The sequence below is a fragment of the Pseudomonas sp. Marseille-Q7302 genome (assembly GCF_965111925.1).
In genome coordinates, this window is sequence record NZ_CBCOPK010000001.1 from 2,130,634 (window position 1) to 2,151,746 (window position 21,113).

Sequence of the window (21,113 nt, forward strand, 5' to 3'; positions counted from 1 at the left end):
GTCTCCCGCTACTTGAGGGTGATGGTGGTGTTGACGACACCGGCGCTGCCGACATCCTGCTCGTCGGGCCAGCGTGTGGTGATGGTCTTGGTCTGGGTATAGAAAAGCACCGCCTGCTTGCCATAGGGACCGAGGTCGCCGAGCTTGGAGGCGCGCGAACCGCTGAAGGAAAACAGTGGCACCGGCACCGGGATGGGCACGTTGATGCCGACCTGGCCGACATCGATGTCTTCCTGGAAGCGACGGGCCGCGGCGCCGGAGCGGGTGAAGAGGGCGACGCCGTTGCCGTTGGGATTGGCGTTGATCAGGGCGATGGCTTCGTCGAGGGTGGCGGCGTGCATCACGCAGAGCACCGGGCCGAACAGCTCTTCGCGATACAGGGTCATCTCCGTGGTCACCCCGGAGAACAGGGTTGGACCGACGAAGTTGCCCTTTTCGTAACGGTCCACCTGGATGTTGCGGCCATCCAGCTCCAGGGTCGCGCCCTCGCTCACGCCACGCTCGATCAGGCCGCTGACCCGGTCCAATGCCTGGCAGGAGATCAGTGGGCCGACGTCGGTGCCATTCTCGTGACCCGCACCCACCTTGAGGCTGCGCGCCTTGGCCACCAGATCCGGCACCCAGCTGTTGGCTTCGCCCACCAGCACCACCACGGAAACCGCCATGCAACGCTGACCGGCCGCACCGAAGGCGGCGCCCACCAGGTTGGCCAGGGTCTGTTCGCGGGGCGCGTCGGGCATCACCACCGCATGGTTCTTGGCGCCCATCATGCATTGCACGCGCTTGCCAGCCTCGCTGGCGCGGCGATAGACATGGGTGCCGACGCGGGTCGAACCGACGAAGGACAGCGCCTTGATGTCCGGATGATCGCAGAGGGCATCCACCACCGCCGGTCCGCCATGGACCACGTTGAGCACCCCGGGCGGCACCCCGGCTTCCAGCGCCAGCTCGGCCAGGCGCATGGTCACCAGCGGATCCTGCTCCGAGGGCTTGAGGACGAAGGTGTTGCCGCAGGCGATGGCCATGGGGAACATCCACAGCGGAATCATCGCCGGGAAGTTGAAGGGGGTGATGCCGGCGCAGACGCCCAGGGGTTGCAGCAGCGTATAGGTATCCACCCCGCTGGCGACGTTATTGGCCAATTCGCCCAGTTGCAGGTTGCCGATGGCGGCCGCGTGCTCCACCACCTCAAGGCCGCGAAAGACGTCGCCCTCGGCGTCGGCCAGGGTCTTGCCCTGCTCGGCGGTGAGCAGGGCGGCCAGTTCGCTCATGTGCTCACGGATCAGCTGCTGGTAGCGCAGGAAGATGCGTGCTCGCGCGCCGATGGGCGTCTTGCGCCAGGTGGCGAAGGACGCCTTGGCACTGGCCACGGCGCGTTGCACTTCCTCGGCGGTGGCGAAGGGCACCCGCGCCAGCACCTCCTGCGTCGCCGGATTGATCACCTCGCGGCCTTCGCGGCTGGTGGAGGTGACGAATTGGCCGTCGATCAACAGCGGCACGTCTTGGATGGCGGTCTGGGTCATGACAGGGATTCCTGGGCGGTGGCAACGGAGGCCGGGGCAGGGTGGTTGGCGAAGTCTTCTTCGGCATAGTCGTGGAGCTCGGCTGCGCCAGCCGCGCGGCGCTGTGCCTCGCCCAGGCGCAGCTCGATGCGGCGGATCTTGCCGGACAGCGTCTTGGGCAGTTCGCTGACGAATTGGAGGCGGCGCACCCGCTTGTAGGGCGACAGGCAGTCGCGAGCAAAGCCGAGCAATTCCCGCGCAAGGGCGGCCGAGGGCTGCTGGCCGGCGGCGAGGATGACGAAGGCCTTGGGCACATTGAGACGCAAGGGGTCCGGGCTGGGCACCACGGCCACCTCCATCACCGCAGGGTGCTCGATCAGGGCGCTTTCCAGTTCGAAGGGGCTGATGCGGTAGTCCGCCGACTTGAAGACGTCATCGGCGCGCCCGACAAAGGTGATGTAGCCATCGACATCACGTACCGCGGTATCACCGGTACGGTAGTGGCCGTCGCGCATCACCTCGGCGGTTTTCTCCGGGCTGTCCTCATAGCCCAGCATCAAACCGGCTGGCCGTGGCTGGAGCGACAGGGCCACCTCGCCGTCATCGCCTGGTTGGCCGTCGGCATCCAGCAACTCGACGTGGCACCCGGGCAGCGGACGCCCCATGGAACCGGGCTTGAGCGGTTGGCCCGGGGTGTTGCCGACCAGCGCCGTGGTTTCCGACTGGCCGAAGCCATCTCTCAGGGTCAGGCCCCAGGCATCCTGCAGGCTGTCGATGATCTCCGGATTGAGCGGCTCGCCGGCGCCAACGAGTTCGCGCAGGTTGAGGCGATCGCGATAGGCGGTGAGATCCTCCTGGATCAGCATGCGCCACACGGTCGGCGGCGCGCAGAGGCTGGTGACTGGGTAGCGCGCCAGCACCTCCAGCAGCGCCTGGGGCTTGAACCGCGGCACATCATGGATGAACACGCAGGCACCGGCGTTCCAGGGCGCGAAGACGCAGCTCCAGGCATGTTTGGCCCAGCCGGGGGAAGAGATGTTGAGGTGCACATCGCCCGGTTGCAGGCCGATCCAGTAGAGAGTGGACAGATGCCCCACCGGATAGCTGCTATGGCTGTGCAGGACCAGCTTGGGGCGCGAGGTGGTTCCCGAGGTGAAATAGAGCAGCAGCGGATCCTCGGCCCGGGTCGGCCCATCCGGCAGGAAGTCGCTGGCACAGGCGGCCGGTGCATAGGGTTGCCAGCCGGCCACGGGCGTCCCGACGCAGATGCGGGTAAGGCCGGGGTCCAGACTGGCGCAACGCGCCGTATGAGCACTGCCCACCACCAGGTGGGCGATGCGCCCCCGCGCGACCCGATCCTGCAGATCGGCATCACTGAGCAGGGTGGTGGCGGGTACCACCACTGCCCCCAGTTTGAAGGCGCCCAGCAGGGTTTCCCACAGCGCCACCTCGTTGCCCAGCATCACCAGGATGCGTTCGCCACGACGAACGCCCTGGCTGCGCAGGAAGTTGGCAGTGCGATTCGAGGCCTGGGCCAGCTCGGCGAAGCTGTAGCGTTCTTCACGGCCCTCGGCATCGAGTCGCCACAGTGCCGGACCGGAATGCTCTTCGGCCAGGCGATCGAAATGGTCCAGCGCCCAGTTGAAATGCTCCAGCTGCGGCCACTGGAAGTCCCGGACGGCAGTGGCATAGTCGGTGCGATGGCGCAGCAGAAAGTCGCGGGCCTCACGAAAGGCATCTCCGGTCGTCATGACGGATACCTCGCGATATCGATGACCAAGGGAGGGTGGCGAAGTCCGGCGTGGCCCCCGGACAGGGCGTGATCGTGGGTCATGGATGCCTGCTCTTTATTGTTGTTGGCTAGCAGCGGGTCGCGCCGTCACCACTCGTGACGCGCCCTGGTAAGCAGTATAGTTCCGGCAAAAGTCTCTTGGCTTCCGACAAAAACGCCCGACCGACATGCAAAAATCCAATAACCCGGCAGCGCGTCTCGACTGGGACGATCTCAGATTCTTCCTTGAAGTCGCCCGCACCCAGAAGGCCAGCGCCGCGGCGCGGCGGTTGGGGGTCGACTACACCACCGTCTCGCGGCGTATCTCGGCCCTGGAAAAGGCGCTCGGTGCCCTGCTGTTCGAGAAATCGCGCAGTACCGGCTTCAGCCTCACCATGGAAGGCCAGCGCCTGCTGGTGCACGCCGAAACCCTGGAAAGCACCCTGCAGACCGCCTGCGAGCAGATATCGGATACGCGTCTGGCACCTTCCGGCCAGGTGCGCATCGGCGCGACCGAGGGCTTCGGCAGCTACTTCGTCGCACCCCAGCTGAGCTTTTTCCAGGATCGCTATCCCGGCATCACCCTGGAGGTGCTCCCGGTTCCGCACTTCGTCAACCTCTCGCGTCGCGAGGCCGACATCGCCATCACCCTGGAGCGCCCCGAGCGCGGGCCCTATGTCTGCCGCAAGCTGTGCGACTACCGCCTGCGGCTGTATGCCACCGCCGACTACCTGGCCAGGCACCCGCCCATTACACAGCTCGCGGACCTGCGGCGGCACAGGTTCATTACCTATGTCGACGATCTCGCCTTCAGCCCCGAGCTGCTCTACCTGGAACGCATCCTGCCGGAGGCCAGCAGCAGCCTGCGCAGCACCAGCGTGATCGCCCAGTACCAGGCCGCCCTATGCGGCCACGCCCTGGCGATCCTGCCCTGCTTTGTCGCCGAGCCCGATGCGCGACTGGTGGCGCTGTTGCCGGAGCAGATCCAGATCACCCGGCAATTCTGGCTCTACTACCGCGAAGATTTACGCCGCCTGCGTCGCATCACCCTGGTCACCGACTATTTGCGCGCCTGTACCGATGCCAATCGCGACTTCCTGCTGGGCGAGACCCGCAGCCCTCGCCTGGGTTGGCCAGAGACTTGAAGTCCGTCACCGACCGGCTGGGCACCCCTGACCGGGACTGGGGTCTCAGAGCTGTGGGTCGTCCGTCGACGGCCTCCAGTCAACAGATGGGAACGGCAATGGAACGATATCAGGCATTGAGTCAGGCGCTGAGCAAGGCGGCCGAGCGTGAGGAAGCCTATTGGCAGGAACTGGAGCGGCGCCTGCATGAGTTGCCGGATTGCTTCACCCGCTATCTGGGGCTGAACTCCGCGGATCAGGTGGACGCCGGGCTGGGCCTGGAAAAACGCGTCGATGGCAACATCGTCCGCGAGATGGAGGTCTATGCCCGCTACGACCTCACGGTGATCGTCGATGACCTGGCCGGTACGCCGCAGACTTTCGCCATCGGCCTGTCCTTCTTCTATACCAACGAGCATTTCGTGTTGAAGGAGCGTGATGGGGAATTCTCCGTTGCCCTCGAACCGCAGGACGATCCCGATCGATTCTGGGACGAAGGCTGCCGCGAGATCTACGATTCCCTGGCACGCCGGATCCGCAGCAAGACCCTGCCCGCCATCGAGTAGGAGAGGGCGGCCGCTCGGGCCGCCGCTTTTCAGACGGGAGTGACCAGGGTCCCGTCAGTGAAATAGCCCTCCACATTGGCCAGCACCAGATCGGCCATGGCCTGGCGTGTCTCCCGGGTGCCACTGCCTAGGTGCGGGGTAAGTACCACGTTATCCAGCGTCAGCAAGGCCTCGGGGACTTGGGGCTCGTCGGCAAAGACGTCCAGCCCGGCGCCGCCCAGGGCTCCCGACTGCAACGCCTCCACCAGGGCCTGCTCATCGACCACACTGCCCCGGGCGATATTGATCAGATAGCCACGCGGACCCAGGGCCGCAAGAATGCCGGCGTCGATCAATCCATCGGTGGCAGGGCCGCCAGGCAGCGACAGCACCAGGAAGTCCGCGGCCTTCGCCAGTTCTTCGAGACTGGCATGATACTGGTAGGGCACATCTGTCTGTTGATGACGGCCGTGATAGGCCACGTCCATACCGAAGGCTTGCACCCGGCGGGCGATGCTCTTGCCGATGTTGCCCAGGCCGACGATGCCACAGGTCTTGCCGGCCAGGCGCGAGGTCAGCGGAAACTTGCCCGAGCGCCAGTCGCCTCGGCGCACGAAACGATCCGCGGCGCTGATGCCACGGGCGACGTCGATCAGCAGGGCGAAGGCGGTATCGGCTACGCAATCGTCCAGCACGCCCGGGGTGTTGCTCACCACCACGCCCAGGTCTCGGGCGGCGGCGATGTCGATGCTGTCATAACCCACCCCGAAGCTGAACACGGCTTTCAGGCCGGGAAGGGCGCTCATCAACTCGCGGGTCGCACCGTGTACGCCGGAAGTCACCAGGGCGCCAACCTCCTGGCCCCGCTCGCTTAGCAACTTGGCCTGATCCGGTGCCTCCCAGAGGCGCAGTATCTCGTGGCGTTCAGCCAGGGCGTCTTGTAGCGCAGGCAGCAACGGGCCCACCTGCAGCAGCACGGGGCGATCTTTCTGTTCAGCCATCTCTAGTCTCCTTGAAAAAGAAGGGGCGGCGAACCCGCCCCTCTGATCGATTGGCCTCAGCCCAGCAGCTGGATGCCAAGCTGGATCGCGACCCAGATCGCCAGCAGGGTGGCGAAGCCCAAGGCGAGGTTCTCGAACCAGTTGTTGCGGTATTTATCGCCCAGCAGCGACTTCTGGTTGGACATGATCAACAGGCCCAGGGAGATCACCGGCAGGCCGACGATGTTCAGGGCATTCACGCCGATGGTCAGGGTCACGAAGTCGGGCATGCCTGGCAGCGACCACACCAGCGGCGTCACCAGAATGAAGAGCATGAACCACTTGTGCAGCGGGTCCTTGTGGAAGGTCTTGCCATAGCGCTCGCGGCGCTCCGGACGGATGTGTTGCAGGGCGTCGGTTATCAGCATGGGGAAGGCGGTGGTCTTGCCCACCACGCTGGCGAACAGGGTGGCGAAGACGCCGGTGAAGAAAATCAACCAGCCGCCCGAGCCGAAGAACAGTTCCAGCGCCGAGCCCAGGTCATTCAGGGTGTTCACCTGCAGGCCGTTGGGTCTGAGGATTTCCACGCCAACAACCCAGATGGCCAGGTTGATGATGATGCCAACCACCACGGCGAACAGCAGGTCGTTGCGCTGGATGCGCTTGTGCTCCGGGCCGGTCCAGCCCTTTTCCTTCATTACATAGGGATGCACGAAGTTGGCGATGGAGCCGGCCACGGCGCCAATGACCGACACGGCCACCAGCAGAGCCCCATGCACGCCTTCGTCCGGTGGAATGCTGAAGCCGATGGTGCCGCGCAGGATGCCGCCCAGGTCCGGGCCCGACATCACCGCCAGGGTGATGAAGGCCAGGGTCATGACCGCCAGCAGCACCTTCATCACGCCTTCGATCAGGGCATAGAAGTTGCGCCCCACCAGCAGCCAGACCGCGATCACCACCGCCACCGAGCAGAGCAGCGGATAGTCGACATGGAGGAGGGTAGCCAGGGCCTCGCCAGCGCCCTTGAGCATGTAGGCGTTGGTCAGGTGCCCCATGACGAGCGCGTACCCGAGCATGAACCAGGCGAACACCGGGTGCAGCTGGGCATAGCCTTCGAGGATCGACATGCCCTTGTTATTGCACAGCTGGAAGCGCGCGATGATGTTGACGATGAGAAAGCGCAGCAGCAGGGAAACCGCCAGCACCCACATCATGGCGTAGCCGTAGTTCGCCCCCGCCACCGAGGAGGTGATGAGGTCGCCAGCGCCCAGCCAGGACAATACGGCGATGATGCCGGGGCCGAGCAGTTTCGCCATCCGGCGCAGGCCGGAGCTGTGTTCCTGGGCAACGGGTACGGATTTATCGACGGAACCGGATCGCTCCATGGGGCAACTCTCCTAACGATTGTTGTTGTTCTGGATGAGGCCTCGGGAGGCCTTATCGTTAGCTTGCCCTTTCAGGGTTTAGCACTACATACGATGTCGTACAACTAATGGCGGGCTACAAAATGTTGCCTTTGGTCAGGTAAGGCGTCGCCGGATCGTGGACTGCCTTACGTACCGCTGGATCAAGCCAGGTGACTTCGCTTGAGACTGTCTCTAGAATGGTCGCCCTTGATTCTGGGGGGTCGGAAAGCCGGCCTGTTCTTGTGCCACGAGGAATATCCATGCAAGTTTCCGTTGAAAACACCTCTGCTCTCGAGCGTCGCATGACCATTGGCGTGCCGGCCGAGCGTATTGAAACCGAAGTGAACAAGCGTCTGCAGCAGACTGCCCGACGCGCCAAGGTTCCCGGTTTCCGCCCGGGCAAGGTACCCATGAGCGTCATCCGTCAGCGCTACGAAGCCTCGGCGCGTCAGGAAGCCTTGGGTGATCTCATTCAGGAAACCTTCTACGAAGCCGTCGTCGAGCAAAAGCTCAATCCGGCCGGCGCACCCGCCGTCGAACCCAAGGTGTTCGAAAAGGGCAAGGATCTGGAATACGTCGCGACCTTCGAAGTCTTCCCCGAATTCGAAGTCAAGGGTCTGGACGGCATCGAGATCGAGCGCCAGGACTCCAGCGTCGAAGACGCCGACATCGACAAGATGCTCGACGTGCTGCGCAAGCAGGGCACCCGTTATGAAGTCGTCGACCGCGCTGCCGCTACCGACGACCAGGTCACCATCGACTTCGTCGGCACCCAGGATGGCGAAGCCTTCTCCGGTGGTTCCGCCGAGGGCACCAAGCTGGTCCTGGGCTCCGGCCGCATGATCCCCGGTTTCGAAGACGGTCTGGTCGGCGCCAAGGCTGGTGAGGAGCGCGTGCTCGACCTGACCTTCCCCGAGGACTACCAGAACCTGGACCTGGCCGGCAAAGCTGCCCAGTTCAAGGTCACCGTCAAGGAAGTGGCCGCTCCCGAGCTGCCCGAGCTGAACGAAGCCTTCTTCAAGCAGTTCGGCGTGGAAGAGACCACCGTCGAAGGGTTCCGCGCCGAAGTGCGCAAGAACATGGAGCGCGAACTGCGCCAGGCCCTGAAGACCAAGGTCAAGAACCAGGTCATGGACGGTCTGCTGGCCGCCAACCAGATCGACGTACCGGCTGCCCTGATCAGCAACGAAGTGGATCGTCTGCGCGTGCAGGCCGTCCAGCAATTCGGCGGCAACATCCAGCCCGACCAGCTGCCGGCCGAACTCTTCAGCGAGCAGGCCAAGCGCCGCGTGCTGCTGGGCCTGATCATCGCCGAGATGGTCAAGCAGTTCGAACTCAAGCCCGATGACGCCCGCGTTCGCGAGCTGATCGAGGAGATGGCCGCTGCCTACCAGGAGCCCGAGCAGGTAGTGAAGTGGTACTACCAGAACGAGCAGCAGCTGAACGAAGTGCGTTCGGTTGTACTGGAAGAACAAGTCGTGGATACTGTCCTCAAGCAGGCAAAAGTCACCGACAAGCAGGTCTCCTACGAGGACGCGGTCAAACCGACCGAGGCTCCGCAAGCAGCCTGATCTGCCTCCAGTTGCTAGTTCACCTAAGCCAGCCTCGTGCTGGCTTATGTGTTTTTGACAGGTTATCCAGATAGGGAGCTAGTGCAGGACATGTCCCGCAACTCATACATGCAATCCATGCCCGATATTCAAGCCGCTGGCGGTCTGGTACCCATGGTGGTGGAGCAATCCGCCCGTGGCGAGCGCGCCTATGACATCTACTCCCGGCTGCTCAAGGAGCGGGTCATCTTCCTGGTCGGCCAGGTCGAGGACTACATGGCCAACCTGGTCGTCGCCCAGCTGCTGTTCCTGGAAGCGGAGAATCCTGACAAGGACATCCACCTCTATATCAACAGCCCGGGTGGCTCGGTGACCGCAGGCATGTCGATCTACGACACCATGCAGTTCATCAAGCCCGACGTCTCCACCATCTGCATCGGCCAGGCCTGCAGCATGGGTGCCCTGCTGCTGGCAGGCGGCGCCGCCGAGAAGCGCTTCTGCCTGCCGCACTCGCGGATGATGATTCACCAGCCCCTGGGCGGCTTCCAGGGTCAGGCGTCGGACATCGAGATTCACGCCCGTGAAATTTTGACCATCCGTGAGCGTCTGAACAAGGTGCTGGCGCATCACACCGGTCAGCCCATGGACGTGATCGCCCGCGATACCGACCGTGACAACTTCATGAGTGGCCCCGAAGCCGTTGCCTACGGTCTGATCGACAAGGTCCTCGAGAAGCGCAACATCCCCGCCTGACCCCGCCTCGACCACCTGCCCAGACGCCGGTCGTTTGGGCGGGTAGGCTTGAAAAACCGTGCAATAGGCTCCATCTTGTTGATGTAAGCACATTCCATTGGATCGATCGAATGACAGATACGCGCAATAGCGACGATAACGGCAAGCTGCTTTACTGCTCCTTCTGCGGCAAGAGTCAGCACGAAGTACGTAAATTGATCGCTGGACCCTCCGTCTTCATCTGCGACGAATGCGTCGACCTGTGCAATGACATCATCCGCGAGGAAGTCCAGGAAGCGCAGGCCGAAAGCAATGCGCACAAGCTGCCAGCGCCGAAGGAAATCAGCGCCATCCTCGACCAGTATGTCATTGGTCAGCAGCGTGCCAAGCGGGTCCTCGCCGTTGCCGTCTACAACCACTACAAGCGTCTGAATCAGCGCGAGAAGAAAGACGACGTCGAGCTGGGCAAGAGCAATATTCTGCTCATCGGCCCGACTGGCTCGGGCAAGACGTTGTTGGCGGAAACGCTGGCGCGCCTGCTCAACGTACCTTTCACCATCGCCGATGCCACCACTCTGACCGAAGCCGGTTACGTGGGTGAAGACGTCGAGAACATCATCCAGAAGCTGCTGCAGAAGTGCGACTACGATGTGGAAAAGGCCCAGATGGGCATCGTCTACATCGACGAGATCGACAAGATCTCGCGTAAGTCCGACAACCCCTCCATCACCCGTGATGTCTCGGGCGAGGGTGTGCAGCAGGCGCTGCTGAAGCTGATCGAGGGTACCGTGGCGTCGGTTCCGCCCCAGGGTGGCCGCAAGCATCCCCAGCAGGAATTCCTGCAGGTGGATACGCGCAATATCCTGTTCATCTGCGGCGGTGCCTTCGCTGGCTTGGAAAAGGTCATTCAGAACCGTTCCACCAAGGGCGGCGGTATCGGCTTCAACGCCGAGGTCCGCAGTCAGGAACTGGGCAAGAAGATCGGCGAATCCCTGCGTGATGCCGAGCCCGAGGATCTGGTCAAGTTCGGCCTGATTCCCGAGTTCGTCGGTCGTCTGCCGGTCATCGCGACCCTGGACGAACTGGATGAGCCAGCGCTCATGCAGATCCTGACCGAGCCGAAGAACGCCCTGACCAAGCAGTACGCCAAGCTGTTTGAAATGGAAGACGTCGACCTGGAGTTCCGCCCCGATGCACTGAAGGCGGTCGCTCGCAAGGCACTGGAACGCAAGACCGGTGCCCGCGGCCTGAGGTCCATCCTCGAAGGCATCCTGCTCGAGACCATGTACGAGATTCCTTCACAGAAGGAAGTCAGCAAGGTGGTCATCGACGAGAGCGTCATCGACGGGAGTTCCCAGCCGCTGCTCATCTATGAGAACACCGAGCCCGCCAAGGCGGCGCCAGACGCGTGACAAAAGGGGCTTCGGCCCCTTTTTCATTTCAGCGACGGTTGTATTTTGCGGCGGCCAACCTCATGTTAGGGAAAACCGAGGCCTTAACCGCATCTGCGGCCGATTATTTGCCGAGACCCGTACCCCATGACTACGACGATAGAACTTCCCCTGCTGCCCCTACGAGACGTAGTGGTCTATCCCCACATGGTCATCCCATTGTTCGTCGGAAGGGAAAAGTCCGTCGAGGCCCTCGAGGCCGCCATGGCTGGCGACAAGCAGATCCTGCTGGTCGCACAGAAGAATCCCGGCGATGACGATCCCGCCGCGGATGACATGTATCACATGGGTACAGTCGCGACCGTTCTCCAGCTGCTCAAGCTTCCTGACGGTACCGTCAAGGTCCTGGTCGAAGGCGAGCAGCGCGGCCGCATCGAGTCCTTCGTCGAGAACCAGGCCTATGCCCGTGCCCTGGTGACCCTGATCGACGACAGCGAAGCCCCGGACCGCGAGTCCGAGGTCTTCTCGCGCAGCCTGATGAGCCAGTTCGAGCAATATGTTCAGCTCGGCAAGAAGGTACCGGCTGAGGTCCTGTCTTCGCTCAATAGCATCGAAGATCCCAGCCGCCTGGTCGACACCATGGCTGCCCACATGGCGCTGAAGATCGAGCAGAAGCAGGAAATCCTCGAGATCACCGAGCTCGGCGCGCGCGTCGAGCACGTGCTGGCCCTGCTGGATGCGGAAATCGACCTCTTGCAGGTGGAAAAGCGCATCCGTGGTCGCGTCAAGAAGCAGATGGAGCGTAGTCAGCGCGAGTACTACCTCAACGAGCAGATGAAGGCCATCCAGAAAGAACTGGGTGACATCGACGAAGGCCACAACGAGGTCGAGGATCTCAAGCGCCGCATCGACGCCGCGGGTCTGCCCAAGGATGCCCTGGCCAAGGCCACTGCCGAGCTGAACAAGCTCAAGCAGATGTCGCCCATGTCGGCCGAGGCCACCGTGGTGCGTTCCTACATCGACTGGCTGGTGAACGTGCCGTGGCAGGCCGAGAGCAAGGTCCGTCTGGACCTGGGCCGTGCCGAAGAGGTCCTGGACAAGGACCACTATGGCCTCGAGGAAGTGAAAGAGCGCATCCTGGAATACCTCGCCGTGCAGAAGCGCGTGAAGAAGGTGCGGGGCCCGGTGCTGTGCCTGGTCGGTCCACCCGGTGTGGGCAAGACCTCCCTGGCCGAATCCATCGCCCGCTCCACCGGCCGCAAGTTCGTGCGCATGGCCTTGGGTGGCGTGCGTGACGAAGCCGAAATCCGTGGTCACCGTCGTACCTACATTGGCTCCATGCCGGGTCGTCTCATTCAGAAGATGACCAAGGTCGGCGTGCGCAATCCGCTGTTCCTGCTCGACGAAATCGACAAGATGGGCAACGACATGCGTGGCGATCCCGCCTCCGCGCTGCTCGAGGTCCTGGATCCGGAGCAGAACCACACCTTCAACGACCATTACCTCGAAGTCGACTACGACCTCTCCGACGTGATGTTCGTCTGCACCGCCAACTCCATGAACATTCCGGCGCCACTGCTGGACCGTATGGAAGTCATTCGCCTGCCCGGTTACACCGAGGCGGAAAAGGTCAACATCGCCACTCGCTACCTGATTCCCAAGCAGGTCAAGGCCAATGGCCTGAAGAAGGACGAAGTGGCCTTCGACGAAGACGCCCTACGTGACATCATTCGCTACTACACCCGTGAAGCGGGCGTGCGGAGTCTGGAGCGCCAGGTAGCCAAGGTCTGTCGCAAGGTGGTCAAGCAGCATGCCCTGAGCAAGGAGCGTACTGCCAGCGTCACCGTGGATACCCTGGAGCACTGGCTGGGCGTGCGCAAGTTCCGCTATGGCCTGGCCGAGCAACAGGATCAGATCGGCCAGGTGACCGGCCTGGCCTGGACCCAGGTGGGTGGTGAACTCCTGACCATCGAGTCCGCTGTCGTCCCCGGCAAGGGCCAGATGATCAAGACCGGCTCCCTGGGTGATGTCATGGCCGAGTCCATTACCGCGGCCCTGACCGTGGTGCGCAGTCGTGGTCGCAGCCTGGGCATTCCCAAGGACTTCCACGAGAAGCACGACATCCATATCCACGTTCCCGAAGGCGCCACGCCGAAGGACGGTCCGAGTGCCGGTATCGGGATGTGCACGGCGCTGGTCTCGGCCGCCACCCGCATTCCGGTGCGTGCCGACGTGGCCATGACCGGCGAGATCACCTTGCGCGGTCAGGTACTGGCCATCGGTGGGCTCAAGGAAAAGTTGCTCGCGGCCCATCGTGGCGGCATCCGTACCGTGATCATTCCGGAAGAAAACGTCCGGGATCTGCGGGACATTCCGGACAACATCAAGGCTGACTTGCAGATCAAGCCGGTCAAATGGATTGACGAGGTCTTGGAGGTTGCGCTGCAATACACGCCGGAGCCGCTTCCGGACGATGGTCCGGAGCTCGTCAGCAAGGACGAGAAGCGGGATCAGGAAGGCAAGGAGCGCGTCAGTACCCACTGACGGCGTACCTGGGCTTGATGGGCGGGCCGCCAGACGAGGTTGCTGGTGTTCCGCCGTCCTGCTGGATGCAAGGTCCTTGATCGACGAAAAGGCGCATCTCGAGATGCGCCTTTTCGCTATTTGCTATTCGACGATTTCGCCATGGCCGGTCTGGCCACAGCTCGTGGGGGGAACATGCTACAAAACATCAGGGACCGTTCGCAGGGATGGATTGCCAAAGTCATCATCGGATTCATCATCCTGCTAATGGCATTGACCGGCTTCGAAGCGATCATTCGTGCGACGGGTCACCAGGGCGCCGTTGCCCTGGTCAACGGCGACGAGATCAAGCAGACGGAGCTGGCCCAGGCCGTGGAAATGCAGCGTCGCCAGCTGCAACAGCAACTGGGGCAGGGGTTCGATCCGTCCACCCTGGATGACCGCCTGCTGCGTGAGTCCGCCCTAAAGGCGCTGATCGACAAGCAATTGCTGCTGCAGAGCGCCAAGGCCGATCGCTTCGCTTTCTCCGAACAGGCGCTGGATCAGCTGATCCTCAACACCCCCGAATTCCAGACCGAAGGGCGTTTCGATCCCCAGCGCTTCGATCAGGCCGTTCGCCAGATGAACTACAACCGCCTGCAATTCCGGGATCTGCTGCGTGACGAGATGCTGATCGGTCAGCTGCGCGCCGGCATCGTCGGCAGTAATTTCGTTACCGATGCCGATATCGAGACCTTCGCGGCCCTCGAGCGCCAGACCCGTGACTTCGCCATGCGTACCGTCAAGGCTTCCACCAGCGGTATCGTGCCGACGCAGGAGGAGATTCAGGCGTACTACGACAGCCATAAGAATGACTTCATGACGCCCGAGCAGGTGATCATCGAGTACGTGGAGCTGAAGAAGGACGCCTTCCTGGCCAAGGCCAAGGTGGACGAAAGCCGCCTGCAGGCGGCCTACAAGTCCGAAATCGCCAATCTGTCGGAGCAGCGTGACGCTGCTCATATCCTCATCGAGGTCAACGACAAGCAGAATGACGAGCAGGCCAAGGCCAAGATCAAGCAAATCCAGGAGCGCCTGAGCAAGGGTGAGGACTTCGCCAAGCTCGCCAAGGAGTTCTCCCAGGATCCGGGCTCGGCAGCCAATGGCGGTGACCTGGGCTTTGCCGGTCGCGGTGTCTACGACCCGGCCTTCGAAGAGGCGCTGTATGCCCTCGCGCCGCATCAGGTATCCGCGCCGGTGCGCACCAGCTTCGGCTGGCATCTGATCAAGCTGCAAGGGGTCCAGGCGCCGGATGTGCCCACCCTGGCCAGCGTTCGGCCACGCCTGGAGCAGCAACTGAAGGCGGAAGACGCTGATCGGCTGTTCGTGGAAGCAGGTCGTAAGCTGGAAAGCTCTGCCTATGAGGCCTCCGACCTGAGCCAGCCGGCCCAGGAGCAAGGCCTTCAGGTCAAGACCAGTGCTCCCTTCGGTCGTGAGGGTGGTGAGGGTCTCATTGCCAATCGTCAGGTGATCGAGGCGGCTTTCAGCGAGGACGTGTTGCGCAACGGCGCCAACAGCGCCGCCTTGCAGCTCGATCCGGATACCCTGGTGGTCATTCGCGACAAGGAGCACCGCACGCCGCAGCTGCAGCCCCTGGACGCGGTCAAGAAAGAGATCGTGACCCGCTTGAGCCAGGAAAAGGCCACGGCCGTCGCCAAGCAGACTGGCGAAGAGCAGCTCAAGGCCCTGCGTGACGGCGGTAAGGCGCCGGCAGGCGACTGGCGCACCGTCGAAGCGGCTACCCGCAATCAGGAGGGCGTCGATCCCCAGGTACTGCAAGCGGTGTTCCGCATGGCCCAGCCGGAAGCCGACAAGCCGTCCTATGCCGGTATCAGCCTGCGAAACGGCGACTTCGTGCTGCTGCGCCTGCAGGGCGTCGGGGTACCCAAGGAAGCCCTGAGTGCCGAGGACAAGGCGCTCTATCGTCGCTACCTGGCCTCGCGAGCCGGACAGGTCGACTTCGCGGCCTATCGCCGGGCCCTGGATGCCAAGGCCGAGATCAAGCATCTCTGATACGAAAAAAGCCCGGGAAACCGGGCTTTTTCTTGAGGGGCATCCAGAGCGCCGGATGCCGTGCGGCCTGCCAGGCCAGAGGCCGGGAAGGGAGGAGGGGGCTCGTTGCCGGCGTTCTACTGGACGAGTTCCTGCTCGTCGAACAGGTCGTCGAAGAGCATGGTCGACAGATAGCGCTCGCCGGAATCCGGCAGGATGACCACGATGGTCTTGCCCTGCATCTCCGGCGTCTCGGCCATACGGACCGCCGCAGCCATGGCGGCACCGCAGGAGATGCCGCAGAGGATGCCTTCCTCGCGCATCAGGCGCTGGGCCATCAACTTGGCTTGCTCATCGCTTACCTGCTCGACGCGATCGACCATGGCGAGGTCCAAATTGCCGGGTACGAAGCCGGCCCCGATGCCCTGGATCTTGTGCGGGCTGGGTTTCACTTCCGCACCGGCAAGGGTCTGGCTGATGACCGGCGAGGTTTCCGGCTCCACGGCGACCGAGAGGATCGGCTTGCCCTTGGTGTTCTTGATGAAGCGCGAGATGCCGGTCAGGGTACCACCGGTACCGACGCCGGCTACCAGTACGTCGATGGCACCATCGGTATCGTTCCAGATTTCCGGGCCGGTGGTCTTTTCATGGATGGCCGGATTGGCCGGATTATCGAACTGCTGCGGCATGAAGTAGCGATCGGGCTCGCTTTCGGCGATCTCCCGTGCCTTGTCGATGGCGCCCTTCATGCCCTTGGCCGGTTCGGTCAGGACCAGCTCCGCACCCAGTGCCTTCAGGACCTTGCGTCGCTCCAGACTCATGGAGGCGGGCATGGTCAGCACCAGGCGATAGCCACGGGCGGCGGCGACATAGGCCAGGCCGATACCGGTATTACCCGAGGTCGGCTCCACCAGGCTCATGCCGGGCTTGAGCAGGCCCTTGGCTTCGGCGTCCCAGATCAGGTTGGCACCGATGCGGCATTTGACCGAATAGCCCGGGTTGCGTCCCTCGATCTTGGCGAGCAGGGTGACGCCCTTGGGGCCGAGGCGATTGATGTAGACCAGCGGCGTATTACCGATGGACTGGGCATTGTCAGCGAAGATGCGGCTCATGGCGGATCCTGTACGGCGCGGAAAACTCGCAGCCTAGGCCTTGCGTCCGATGGCGTCCAGCCCAGGCACGGCGTGCTATCGTCAGGCGAAACAGCTGCTAGAGGATCGATGATGGCCTTTCAGGGTACCGAGCGTTATGTGGCCACGGCCGAGCTCAGTCTGGCGGTCAATGCCGCCATTCAACTGGGACGTCCACTCCTGGTGAAGGGTGAGCCCGGCACCGGCAAGACCCTGCTGGCCGAGCAGGTTGCCCAGAGCCAGGGCGCACGTCTTATCACCTGGCACGTCAAGTCCACCACCAAGGCGCAGCAAGGGCTCTACGAATACGACGCCGTGAGTCGCCTGCGCGATTCCCAGCTGGGCGATCCCCGGGTGCAGGAGGTCGCGAACTACATCAAGCCCGGCAAGCTGTGGGATGCCTTCACCGCTGAGGAACCGGTGGTGTTGCTGATCGACGAGATCGACAAGGCCGACATCGAGTTTCCCAACGACCTGCTGCTGGAACTCGACCGCATGGAGTTCCATGTCTACGAGACGGGGGAGACCATTCGCGCCGAGCGGAGGCCGGTCATCATCATCACCTCCAACAATGAGAAGGAGCTGCCGGACGCCTTCCTGCGCAGGTGCTTCTTTCATTTCATTCGTTTTCCGGAGCGCGACACCCTTGAGCGCATCGTCCAGGTCCACTACCCCGACCTCCAGGGGCGGCTGGTCAAGGAAGCCCTGGATCTCTTCTATGATCTGCGCAACGTGCCGGGCCTGAAGAAGAAGCCGTCCACCTCGGAGTTGGTGGACTGGCTGGCGCTGTTGCTGGGTGACGAGCAGGCGCAACAGGGGTTGCATGCGGAGGGCGGCCTGCCACCCCTGGCGGGCGCCCTGCTGAAGAACGAGCAAGACCTGCAGCTGCTCGAGCGCCAGGCGTTCATGCGTCGTCGGCGGAGCTGAGAGCCGGCATGTTCCTCGACTTCTTCACGCGCCTGAGGGCCGCTGGCATTCCAGTGTCCCTGGGCGAATTGCTGGATCTGCATGCCGCACTGGACGCCGGTCTCGCCGTCGCCGATCCCGAGGCCTTCTATCTGCTGGCGCGGGCGGTGCTGGTCAAGGACGAGCGCTTCTTCGACCGTTTCGACCAGGTCTATGCCGGTGAGATGGCCAGGTCGGAGCGTCTGTCGGAGACGCAGGCGATTCCCGCGGACTGGTTGCGGTTGGAACTGCAGCGATTGCTTTCCGACGAGGATCGCCAGCGACTTCAGGCCCTGGGTGGCCTCGACGAATTGCTCGATACCCTGCGGCAGCGGCTCGCCGAACAGCGTGAGCGCCATGCCGGTGGCAACAAGTGGATAGGCACGGGCGGTACCAGTCCCTTCGGCAGCGGTGGCTACAATCCCTTTGGCGTACGCGTTGGTGAGGCCGGTACTCGTCAGGGGCGGGCGGCCAAGGTCTGGGAGCAGCGGGACTACCGCAATCTGGACGACCGCGCGCCCCTGGACAGACGCAACCTGCAACTGGCGCTGCGCCGGTTGCGTCGCTTCGCTCGCCAGGGCGCGGCGGCGGAATTCGACCTGGAGGGCACCGTGGCCGCGACGGCCCGGGAGGGTGGGTTGCTGGACGTGCGTTATCGTCCTGAGCGACACAATGCCACCAAGGTGCTCCTGTTGCTCGATGTCGGGGGTTCCATGGATCTGCACGTACGCCTGTGCACCGAGCTGTTCAGCGCCTGTCGCCTCGAGTTTCGCCACCTGGAGTACTACTACTTCCACAATTGCGTCTACGAGCGGGTCTGGCGCGATAACGCCCGTCGACACGAGGAAGGTCTGGCGACCGCCGAGTTGCTACGCCGCTACGGAGCGGACTATCGCCTGGTGATCGTAGGCGACGCCAGCATGGGGCCCTATGAGATCACCCATCCCGGCGGCAGCGTCGAGCATTGGAACGAAGAACCTGGCGCGCTCTGGATCCAGCGGCTCTGCCAGCATTTCCCCCGGGCGGTCTGGCTCAATCCCTATCCGCAGGATGGCTGGGTCAGCAGCACCTCGATCCAGCTGCTCCGCGACCTCATGGCCCAGCGCATGTTTCCCCTGACCGGCGAGGGGCTGGGGGATGCCATCCGGTCCTTGACCCGCCCATGAAAAAACCCGGCCGAAGCCGGGTTTTTTCATCGCTCGCGCTTAGCGCTGACCGTAGCGGCGCAGGGCTTCGATGCGGTCTTCCAGTGGCGGGTGGCTCATCAGCAGACCGGCCAGGCCGTTCTTCAGCGAGCCATTGATGCCGAAGGCGTTCAGGGTGTCGGGCATCTGCACCGGGATACCCTGCTCGGCACGCAGGCGCTGCAAGGCGCCGATCATGGCGTTGGGACCGGCCAGGCGCGCACCGGCTTCGTCGGCGCGGAATTCGCGTTTGCGCGAGAACCACATGACGATGATGCTGGCCAGGATGCCCAGTACCAGCTCGGCGACGATGGTGGTCACGAAGTAGGCGATCCCATGACCTTCTTCGTTCTTGAAGATGGCCTTGTCGACGAAGTTGCCGAAGATCCGCGCGAAGAACATCACGAAGGTGTTCACCACGCCCTGGATCAAGGCCAGGGTCACCATGTCGCCATTGGCGACGTGGCCGATCTCGTGGGCCAGCACCGCACGCACCTCGTCAGGCGAGAAGCGCTCCAGCAGTCCCTGGCTGACCGCGACCAGGGCGTCGTTGCGGTTCCAGCCGGTGGCAAAGGCGTTGGCCTCGTAGGCCGGGAAGATGCCGACCTCGGGGGTCTTGATGCCGGCCTCGCGAGCCAGCTCTTCCACCGTCTGCAGCAGCCACTGCTCATGACGGGTACGCGGCTGGCTGATGACCTCGGTACGGGTGCTCATCTTCGCCATCCACTTGGAGATGAACAGCGAGACCAGCGAGCCGGCGAAACCGAATACGGCACAGAACACCAGCAGACTGCCATGGTTCTGACCGGTGTAGCGATCCACGCCAAGCACCTTCAAGGTGATGCTGGCAACGATCAGCACCGCCAGGTTGGTAGCCAGAAACAACAGAATGCGCATCATGGTGGGGTACAGCTCCTCACAGGTTTATCTGCCGGCTATATAAGGTTCGGCCCCGATCCATTCAACGTTTCCACTATTGCAAACTGTGTCGTCCGTTGGCCAGGCGGGCGAGGGGCGAGCGCCTGTGCCGGCTGACGCCTTCAGGGGCGGCAACCGGTGAAAGACGCGGAAATGCTTTGCTCTACTGGGAATAGCCACCCAGGAAGTTGCCGATGCGGCCGATGGCCTGCTCCAGATCGTCGACGCGGGGCAGGGTGACGACGCGGAAGTGGTCGGGCCAGGGCCAGTTGAAGGCGGTGCCCTGCACCACCAGCAGCTTCTCCGACAGCAGCAGGTCCAGGACGAACTTCTCGTCATTGTGGATGGGGCAGACCTTGGGGTCGATCCGCGGGAAGGCATAGAGCGCGCCCATCGGCTTGACGCAGCTGACGCCGGGGATGGCGTTGAGCAATTCCCAGGTGCGGTTGCGCTGCTCCAGCAGGCGACCGGCCGGCAGGACCAGGTCGTTGATGCTCTGGTAGCCACCCAGCGCCGTCTGGATGGCGTGCTGGGCCGGGACGTTGGCGCACAGGCGCATGTTGGCGAGGATGTCGAGGCCCTCGATATAGCTGTGGGCGCGGTGCTTGGGGCCCGAGACGATTAGCCAGCCCGAGCGGAAGCCAGCCACGCGATAGGACTTGGACAGGCCGTTGAAGGTCAGGCACAGGACGTCCGGCGCCAGGGAGGCGGTGGAGATGTGCTGGGCTTCGTCGTAGAGGATCTTGTCGTAGATCTCGTCGGAGAACAGCACCAGGTTGTGCCGCCGGGCCAGCTCGACGATGCCTTCCAGTACTTCCTTGGAATAGACCGCGCCGGTGGGGTTATTGGGGTTGATCAGCACCAGCGCCTTGGTGTTGCTGGTGATCTTGGCTTCCATGTCGGCCAGGTCCGGGAACCAGCCAGCCTGTTCGTCGCACAGGTAGTGCACCGGCTTGCCGCCCGCGAGACTGACCGCGGCGGTCCACAGCGGGTAGTCCGGCGCCGGGATCAGCACCTCGTCGTTGTTGTTGAGCAGCGCCTGCATGGCCATGACGATCAGTTCGGAGACGCCATTGCCCAGGTAGATGTCTTCGATGCCGACACCTTCGATGCGCTTCTGCTGGCAATACTGCATGACCGCCTTGCGTGCGCTGAACAGCCCCTTGGAGTCGCTATAGCCCTGGGCGGTCGGCAGGTTGCGGATGACGTCCTGCAGGATTTCCTCCGGCGCCTCGAAGCCGAAGGGCGCCGGGTTGCCGATGTTGAGCTTCAGGATGCGGTGGCCTTCCTCTTCGAGGCGCTTGGCATGCTTGAGGACCGGACCGCGGATGTCGTAGCAGACATTGGCGAGCTTGTTCGACTTGGAGACCTGCATGGGGAA

At 63.2% G+C, this 21,113-nt stretch carries 16 protein-coding genes; 9 read left to right on the plus strand and 7 right to left on the minus strand.

Annotated features, from left to right (window positions below):
- Positions 1 to 8: 8 nt before the first annotated feature.
- Positions 9 to 1,523, minus strand: a complete 1,515-nt coding sequence (locus tag ACWPW1_RS10030; RefSeq protein ID WP_434776381.1) for a CoA-acylating methylmalonate-semialdehyde dehydrogenase — start codon at positions 1,521 to 1,523, stop codon at positions 9 to 11.
- Entirely contained in the window at positions 1,520 to 3,253 is a 1,734-nt protein-coding gene (locus ACWPW1_RS10035; protein WP_434776382.1) for an AMP-binding protein, read from the minus strand. The genes ACWPW1_RS10030 and ACWPW1_RS10035 overlap by 4 nt, the downstream gene beginning before the upstream one ends.
- Positions 3,254 to 3,461: 208 nt before the next feature.
- On the opposite strand from ACWPW1_RS10035, the gene ACWPW1_RS10040 reads away from it, so the two are divergent.
- Entirely contained in the window at positions 3,462 to 4,418 is a 957-nt protein-coding gene (locus tag ACWPW1_RS10040; RefSeq protein ID WP_271654618.1) for a LysR family transcriptional regulator, read from the plus strand.
- 98 nt (positions 4,419 to 4,516) lie between these two features.
- Complete coding sequence (locus tag ACWPW1_RS10045) at positions 4,517 to 4,963, plus strand: hypothetical protein (RefSeq protein ID WP_174523133.1); 447 nt, start codon at positions 4,517 to 4,519, stop codon at positions 4,961 to 4,963.
- A gap of 29 nt (positions 4,964 to 4,992) precedes the next feature.
- Here ACWPW1_RS10045 and ACWPW1_RS10050 read toward each other — a convergent pair whose 3' ends face one another.
- Together ACWPW1_RS10050 and ACWPW1_RS10055 are read right to left on the minus strand one after the other, a co-directional pair.
- Positions 4,993 to 5,943: a 2-hydroxyacid dehydrogenase gene (locus tag ACWPW1_RS10050; RefSeq protein ID WP_434776383.1), complete on the minus strand. Its 951-nt coding sequence runs from the start codon at positions 5,941 to 5,943 to the stop codon at positions 4,993 to 4,995.
- Positions 5,944 to 5,999: 56 nt separating this feature from the next.
- On the minus strand, positions 6,000 to 7,307 hold the full coding sequence (locus tag ACWPW1_RS10055; RefSeq protein WP_271654621.1) for an Nramp family divalent metal transporter: 1,308 nt from the start codon (positions 7,305 to 7,307) through the stop codon (positions 6,000 to 6,002).
- Positions 7,308 to 7,588: 281 nt separating this feature from the next.
- On the opposite strand from ACWPW1_RS10055, the gene tig reads away from it, so the two are divergent.
- The 5 genes from tig to ACWPW1_RS10080 all read left to right on the plus strand — a co-directional run bounded on the left by tig (position 7,589) and on the right by ACWPW1_RS10080 (position 15,576).
- Positions 7,589 to 8,899, plus strand: a complete 1,311-nt coding sequence (gene tig, locus ACWPW1_RS10060) for a trigger factor (RefSeq protein WP_059314550.1) — start codon at positions 7,589 to 7,591, stop codon at positions 8,897 to 8,899.
- 90 nt (positions 8,900 to 8,989) lie between these two features.
- Positions 8,990 to 9,631 carry an ATP-dependent Clp endopeptidase proteolytic subunit ClpP gene (clpP, locus tag ACWPW1_RS10065; RefSeq protein ID WP_007162222.1) on the plus strand — a complete coding sequence of 214 codons (642 nt, stop codon included), beginning with the start codon at positions 8,990 to 8,992 and terminating at the stop codon, positions 9,629 to 9,631.
- A 110-nt stretch (positions 9,632 to 9,741) separates the two neighbouring features.
- On the plus strand, positions 9,742 to 11,022 hold the full coding sequence (gene clpX, locus ACWPW1_RS10070) for an ATP-dependent Clp protease ATP-binding subunit ClpX (protein WP_059314551.1): 1,281 nt from the start codon (positions 9,742 to 9,744) through the stop codon (positions 11,020 to 11,022).
- Positions 11,023 to 11,148: 126 nt separating this feature from the next.
- Complete coding sequence (gene lon / locus ACWPW1_RS10075; protein ID WP_059314552.1) at positions 11,149 to 13,545, plus strand: endopeptidase La; 2,397 nt, start codon at positions 11,149 to 11,151, stop codon at positions 13,543 to 13,545.
- Positions 13,546 to 13,719: 174 nt separating this feature from the next.
- Positions 13,720 to 15,576 (plus strand): SurA N-terminal domain-containing protein, encoded by a 1,857-nt coding sequence (locus tag ACWPW1_RS10080; protein ID WP_434776384.1) that lies wholly within the window; start codon positions 13,720 to 13,722, stop codon positions 15,574 to 15,576.
- A 116-nt stretch (positions 15,577 to 15,692) separates the two neighbouring features.
- Here ACWPW1_RS10080 and cysK read toward each other — a convergent pair whose 3' ends face one another.
- Positions 15,693 to 16,667 carry a cysteine synthase A gene (gene cysK / locus ACWPW1_RS10085; RefSeq protein WP_313647982.1) on the minus strand — a complete coding sequence of 325 codons (975 nt, stop codon included), beginning with the start codon at positions 16,665 to 16,667 and terminating at the stop codon, positions 15,693 to 15,695.
- Between the two features lie 111 nt (positions 16,668 to 16,778).
- On the opposite strand from cysK, the gene ACWPW1_RS10090 reads away from it, so the two are divergent.
- Both ACWPW1_RS10090 and ACWPW1_RS10095 read left to right on the plus strand, forming a co-directional pair.
- The gene (locus ACWPW1_RS10090) at positions 16,779 to 17,612 is read left to right on the plus strand and encodes an AAA family ATPase (RefSeq protein ID WP_434776612.1); all 834 of its coding nucleotides are present in this window, start codon (positions 16,779 to 16,781) and stop codon (positions 17,610 to 17,612) included.
- Positions 17,613 to 17,620: 8 nt separating this feature from the next.
- The gene (locus tag ACWPW1_RS10095) at positions 17,621 to 18,796 is read left to right on the plus strand and encodes a VWA domain-containing protein (protein ID WP_434776385.1); all 1,176 of its coding nucleotides are present in this window, start codon (positions 17,621 to 17,623) and stop codon (positions 18,794 to 18,796) included.
- Positions 18,797 to 18,835: 39 nt separating this feature from the next.
- Here the strand turns inward: ACWPW1_RS10095 and htpX are convergent, their stop codons facing one another.
- Together htpX and ACWPW1_RS10105 are read right to left on the minus strand one after the other, a co-directional pair.
- A complete protein-coding gene (gene htpX, locus ACWPW1_RS10100; RefSeq protein WP_059314556.1) occupies positions 18,836 to 19,714 on the minus strand; it encodes a protease HtpX in 879 nt (292 codons plus the stop codon).
- Between the two features lie 181 nt (positions 19,715 to 19,895).
- Entirely contained in the window at positions 19,896 to 21,107 is a 1,212-nt protein-coding gene (locus ACWPW1_RS10105; RefSeq protein ID WP_313647987.1) for a pyridoxal phosphate-dependent aminotransferase, read from the minus strand.
- Positions 21,108 to 21,113 lie beyond the last annotated feature (6 nt).

What these genes read in the sequence shown, in the direction of transcription:
- ACWPW1_RS10035 (WP_434776382.1), bottom strand. Translation starts at nt 3,253, where the DNA reads ATGACGACCGGAGATGCCTTTCGTGAGGCCCGCGACTTTCTGCTGCGC.
- ACWPW1_RS10050 (WP_434776383.1), bottom strand. Translation starts at nt 5,943, where the DNA reads ATGGCTGAACAGAAAGATCGCCCCGTGCTGCTGCAGGTGGGCCCGTTG.
- htpX (WP_059314556.1), bottom strand. Translation starts at nt 19,714, where the DNA reads ATGATGCGCATTCTGTTGTTTCTGGCTACCAACCTGGCGGTGCTGATC.
- ACWPW1_RS10045 (WP_174523133.1), top strand. Translation starts at nt 4,517, where the DNA reads ATGGAACGATATCAGGCATTGAGTCAGGCGCTGAGCAAGGCGGCCGAG.
- lon (WP_059314552.1), top strand. Translation starts at nt 11,149, where the DNA reads ATGACTACGACGATAGAACTTCCCCTGCTGCCCCTACGAGACGTAGTG.
- clpX (WP_059314551.1), top strand. Translation starts at nt 9,742, where the DNA reads ATGACAGATACGCGCAATAGCGACGATAACGGCAAGCTGCTTTACTGC.
- ACWPW1_RS10040 (WP_271654618.1), top strand. Translation starts at nt 3,462, where the DNA reads ATGCAAAAATCCAATAACCCGGCAGCGCGTCTCGACTGGGACGATCTC.
- ACWPW1_RS10030 (WP_434776381.1), bottom strand. Translation starts at nt 1,523, where the DNA reads ATGACCCAGACCGCCATCCAAGACGTGCCGCTGTTGATCGACGGCCAA.
- ACWPW1_RS10080 (WP_434776384.1), top strand. Translation starts at nt 13,720, where the DNA reads ATGCTACAAAACATCAGGGACCGTTCGCAGGGATGGATTGCCAAAGTC.
- cysK (WP_313647982.1), bottom strand. Translation starts at nt 16,667, where the DNA reads ATGAGCCGCATCTTCGCTGACAATGCCCAGTCCATCGGTAATACGCCG.
- ACWPW1_RS10095 (WP_434776385.1), top strand. Translation starts at nt 17,621, where the DNA reads ATGTTCCTCGACTTCTTCACGCGCCTGAGGGCCGCTGGCATTCCAGTG.
- tig (WP_059314550.1), top strand. Translation starts at nt 7,589, where the DNA reads ATGCAAGTTTCCGTTGAAAACACCTCTGCTCTCGAGCGTCGCATGACC.
- clpP (WP_007162222.1), top strand. Translation starts at nt 8,990, where the DNA reads ATGTCCCGCAACTCATACATGCAATCCATGCCCGATATTCAAGCCGCT.
- ACWPW1_RS10090 (WP_434776612.1), top strand. Translation starts at nt 16,779, where the DNA reads ATGGCCTTTCAGGGTACCGAGCGTTATGTGGCCACGGCCGAGCTCAGT.
- ACWPW1_RS10055 (WP_271654621.1), bottom strand. Translation starts at nt 7,307, where the DNA reads ATGGAGCGATCCGGTTCCGTCGATAAATCCGTACCCGTTGCCCAGGAA.
- ACWPW1_RS10105 (WP_313647987.1), bottom strand. Translation starts at nt 21,107, where the DNA reads ATGCAGGTCTCCAAGTCGAACAAGCTCGCCAATGTCTGCTACGACATC.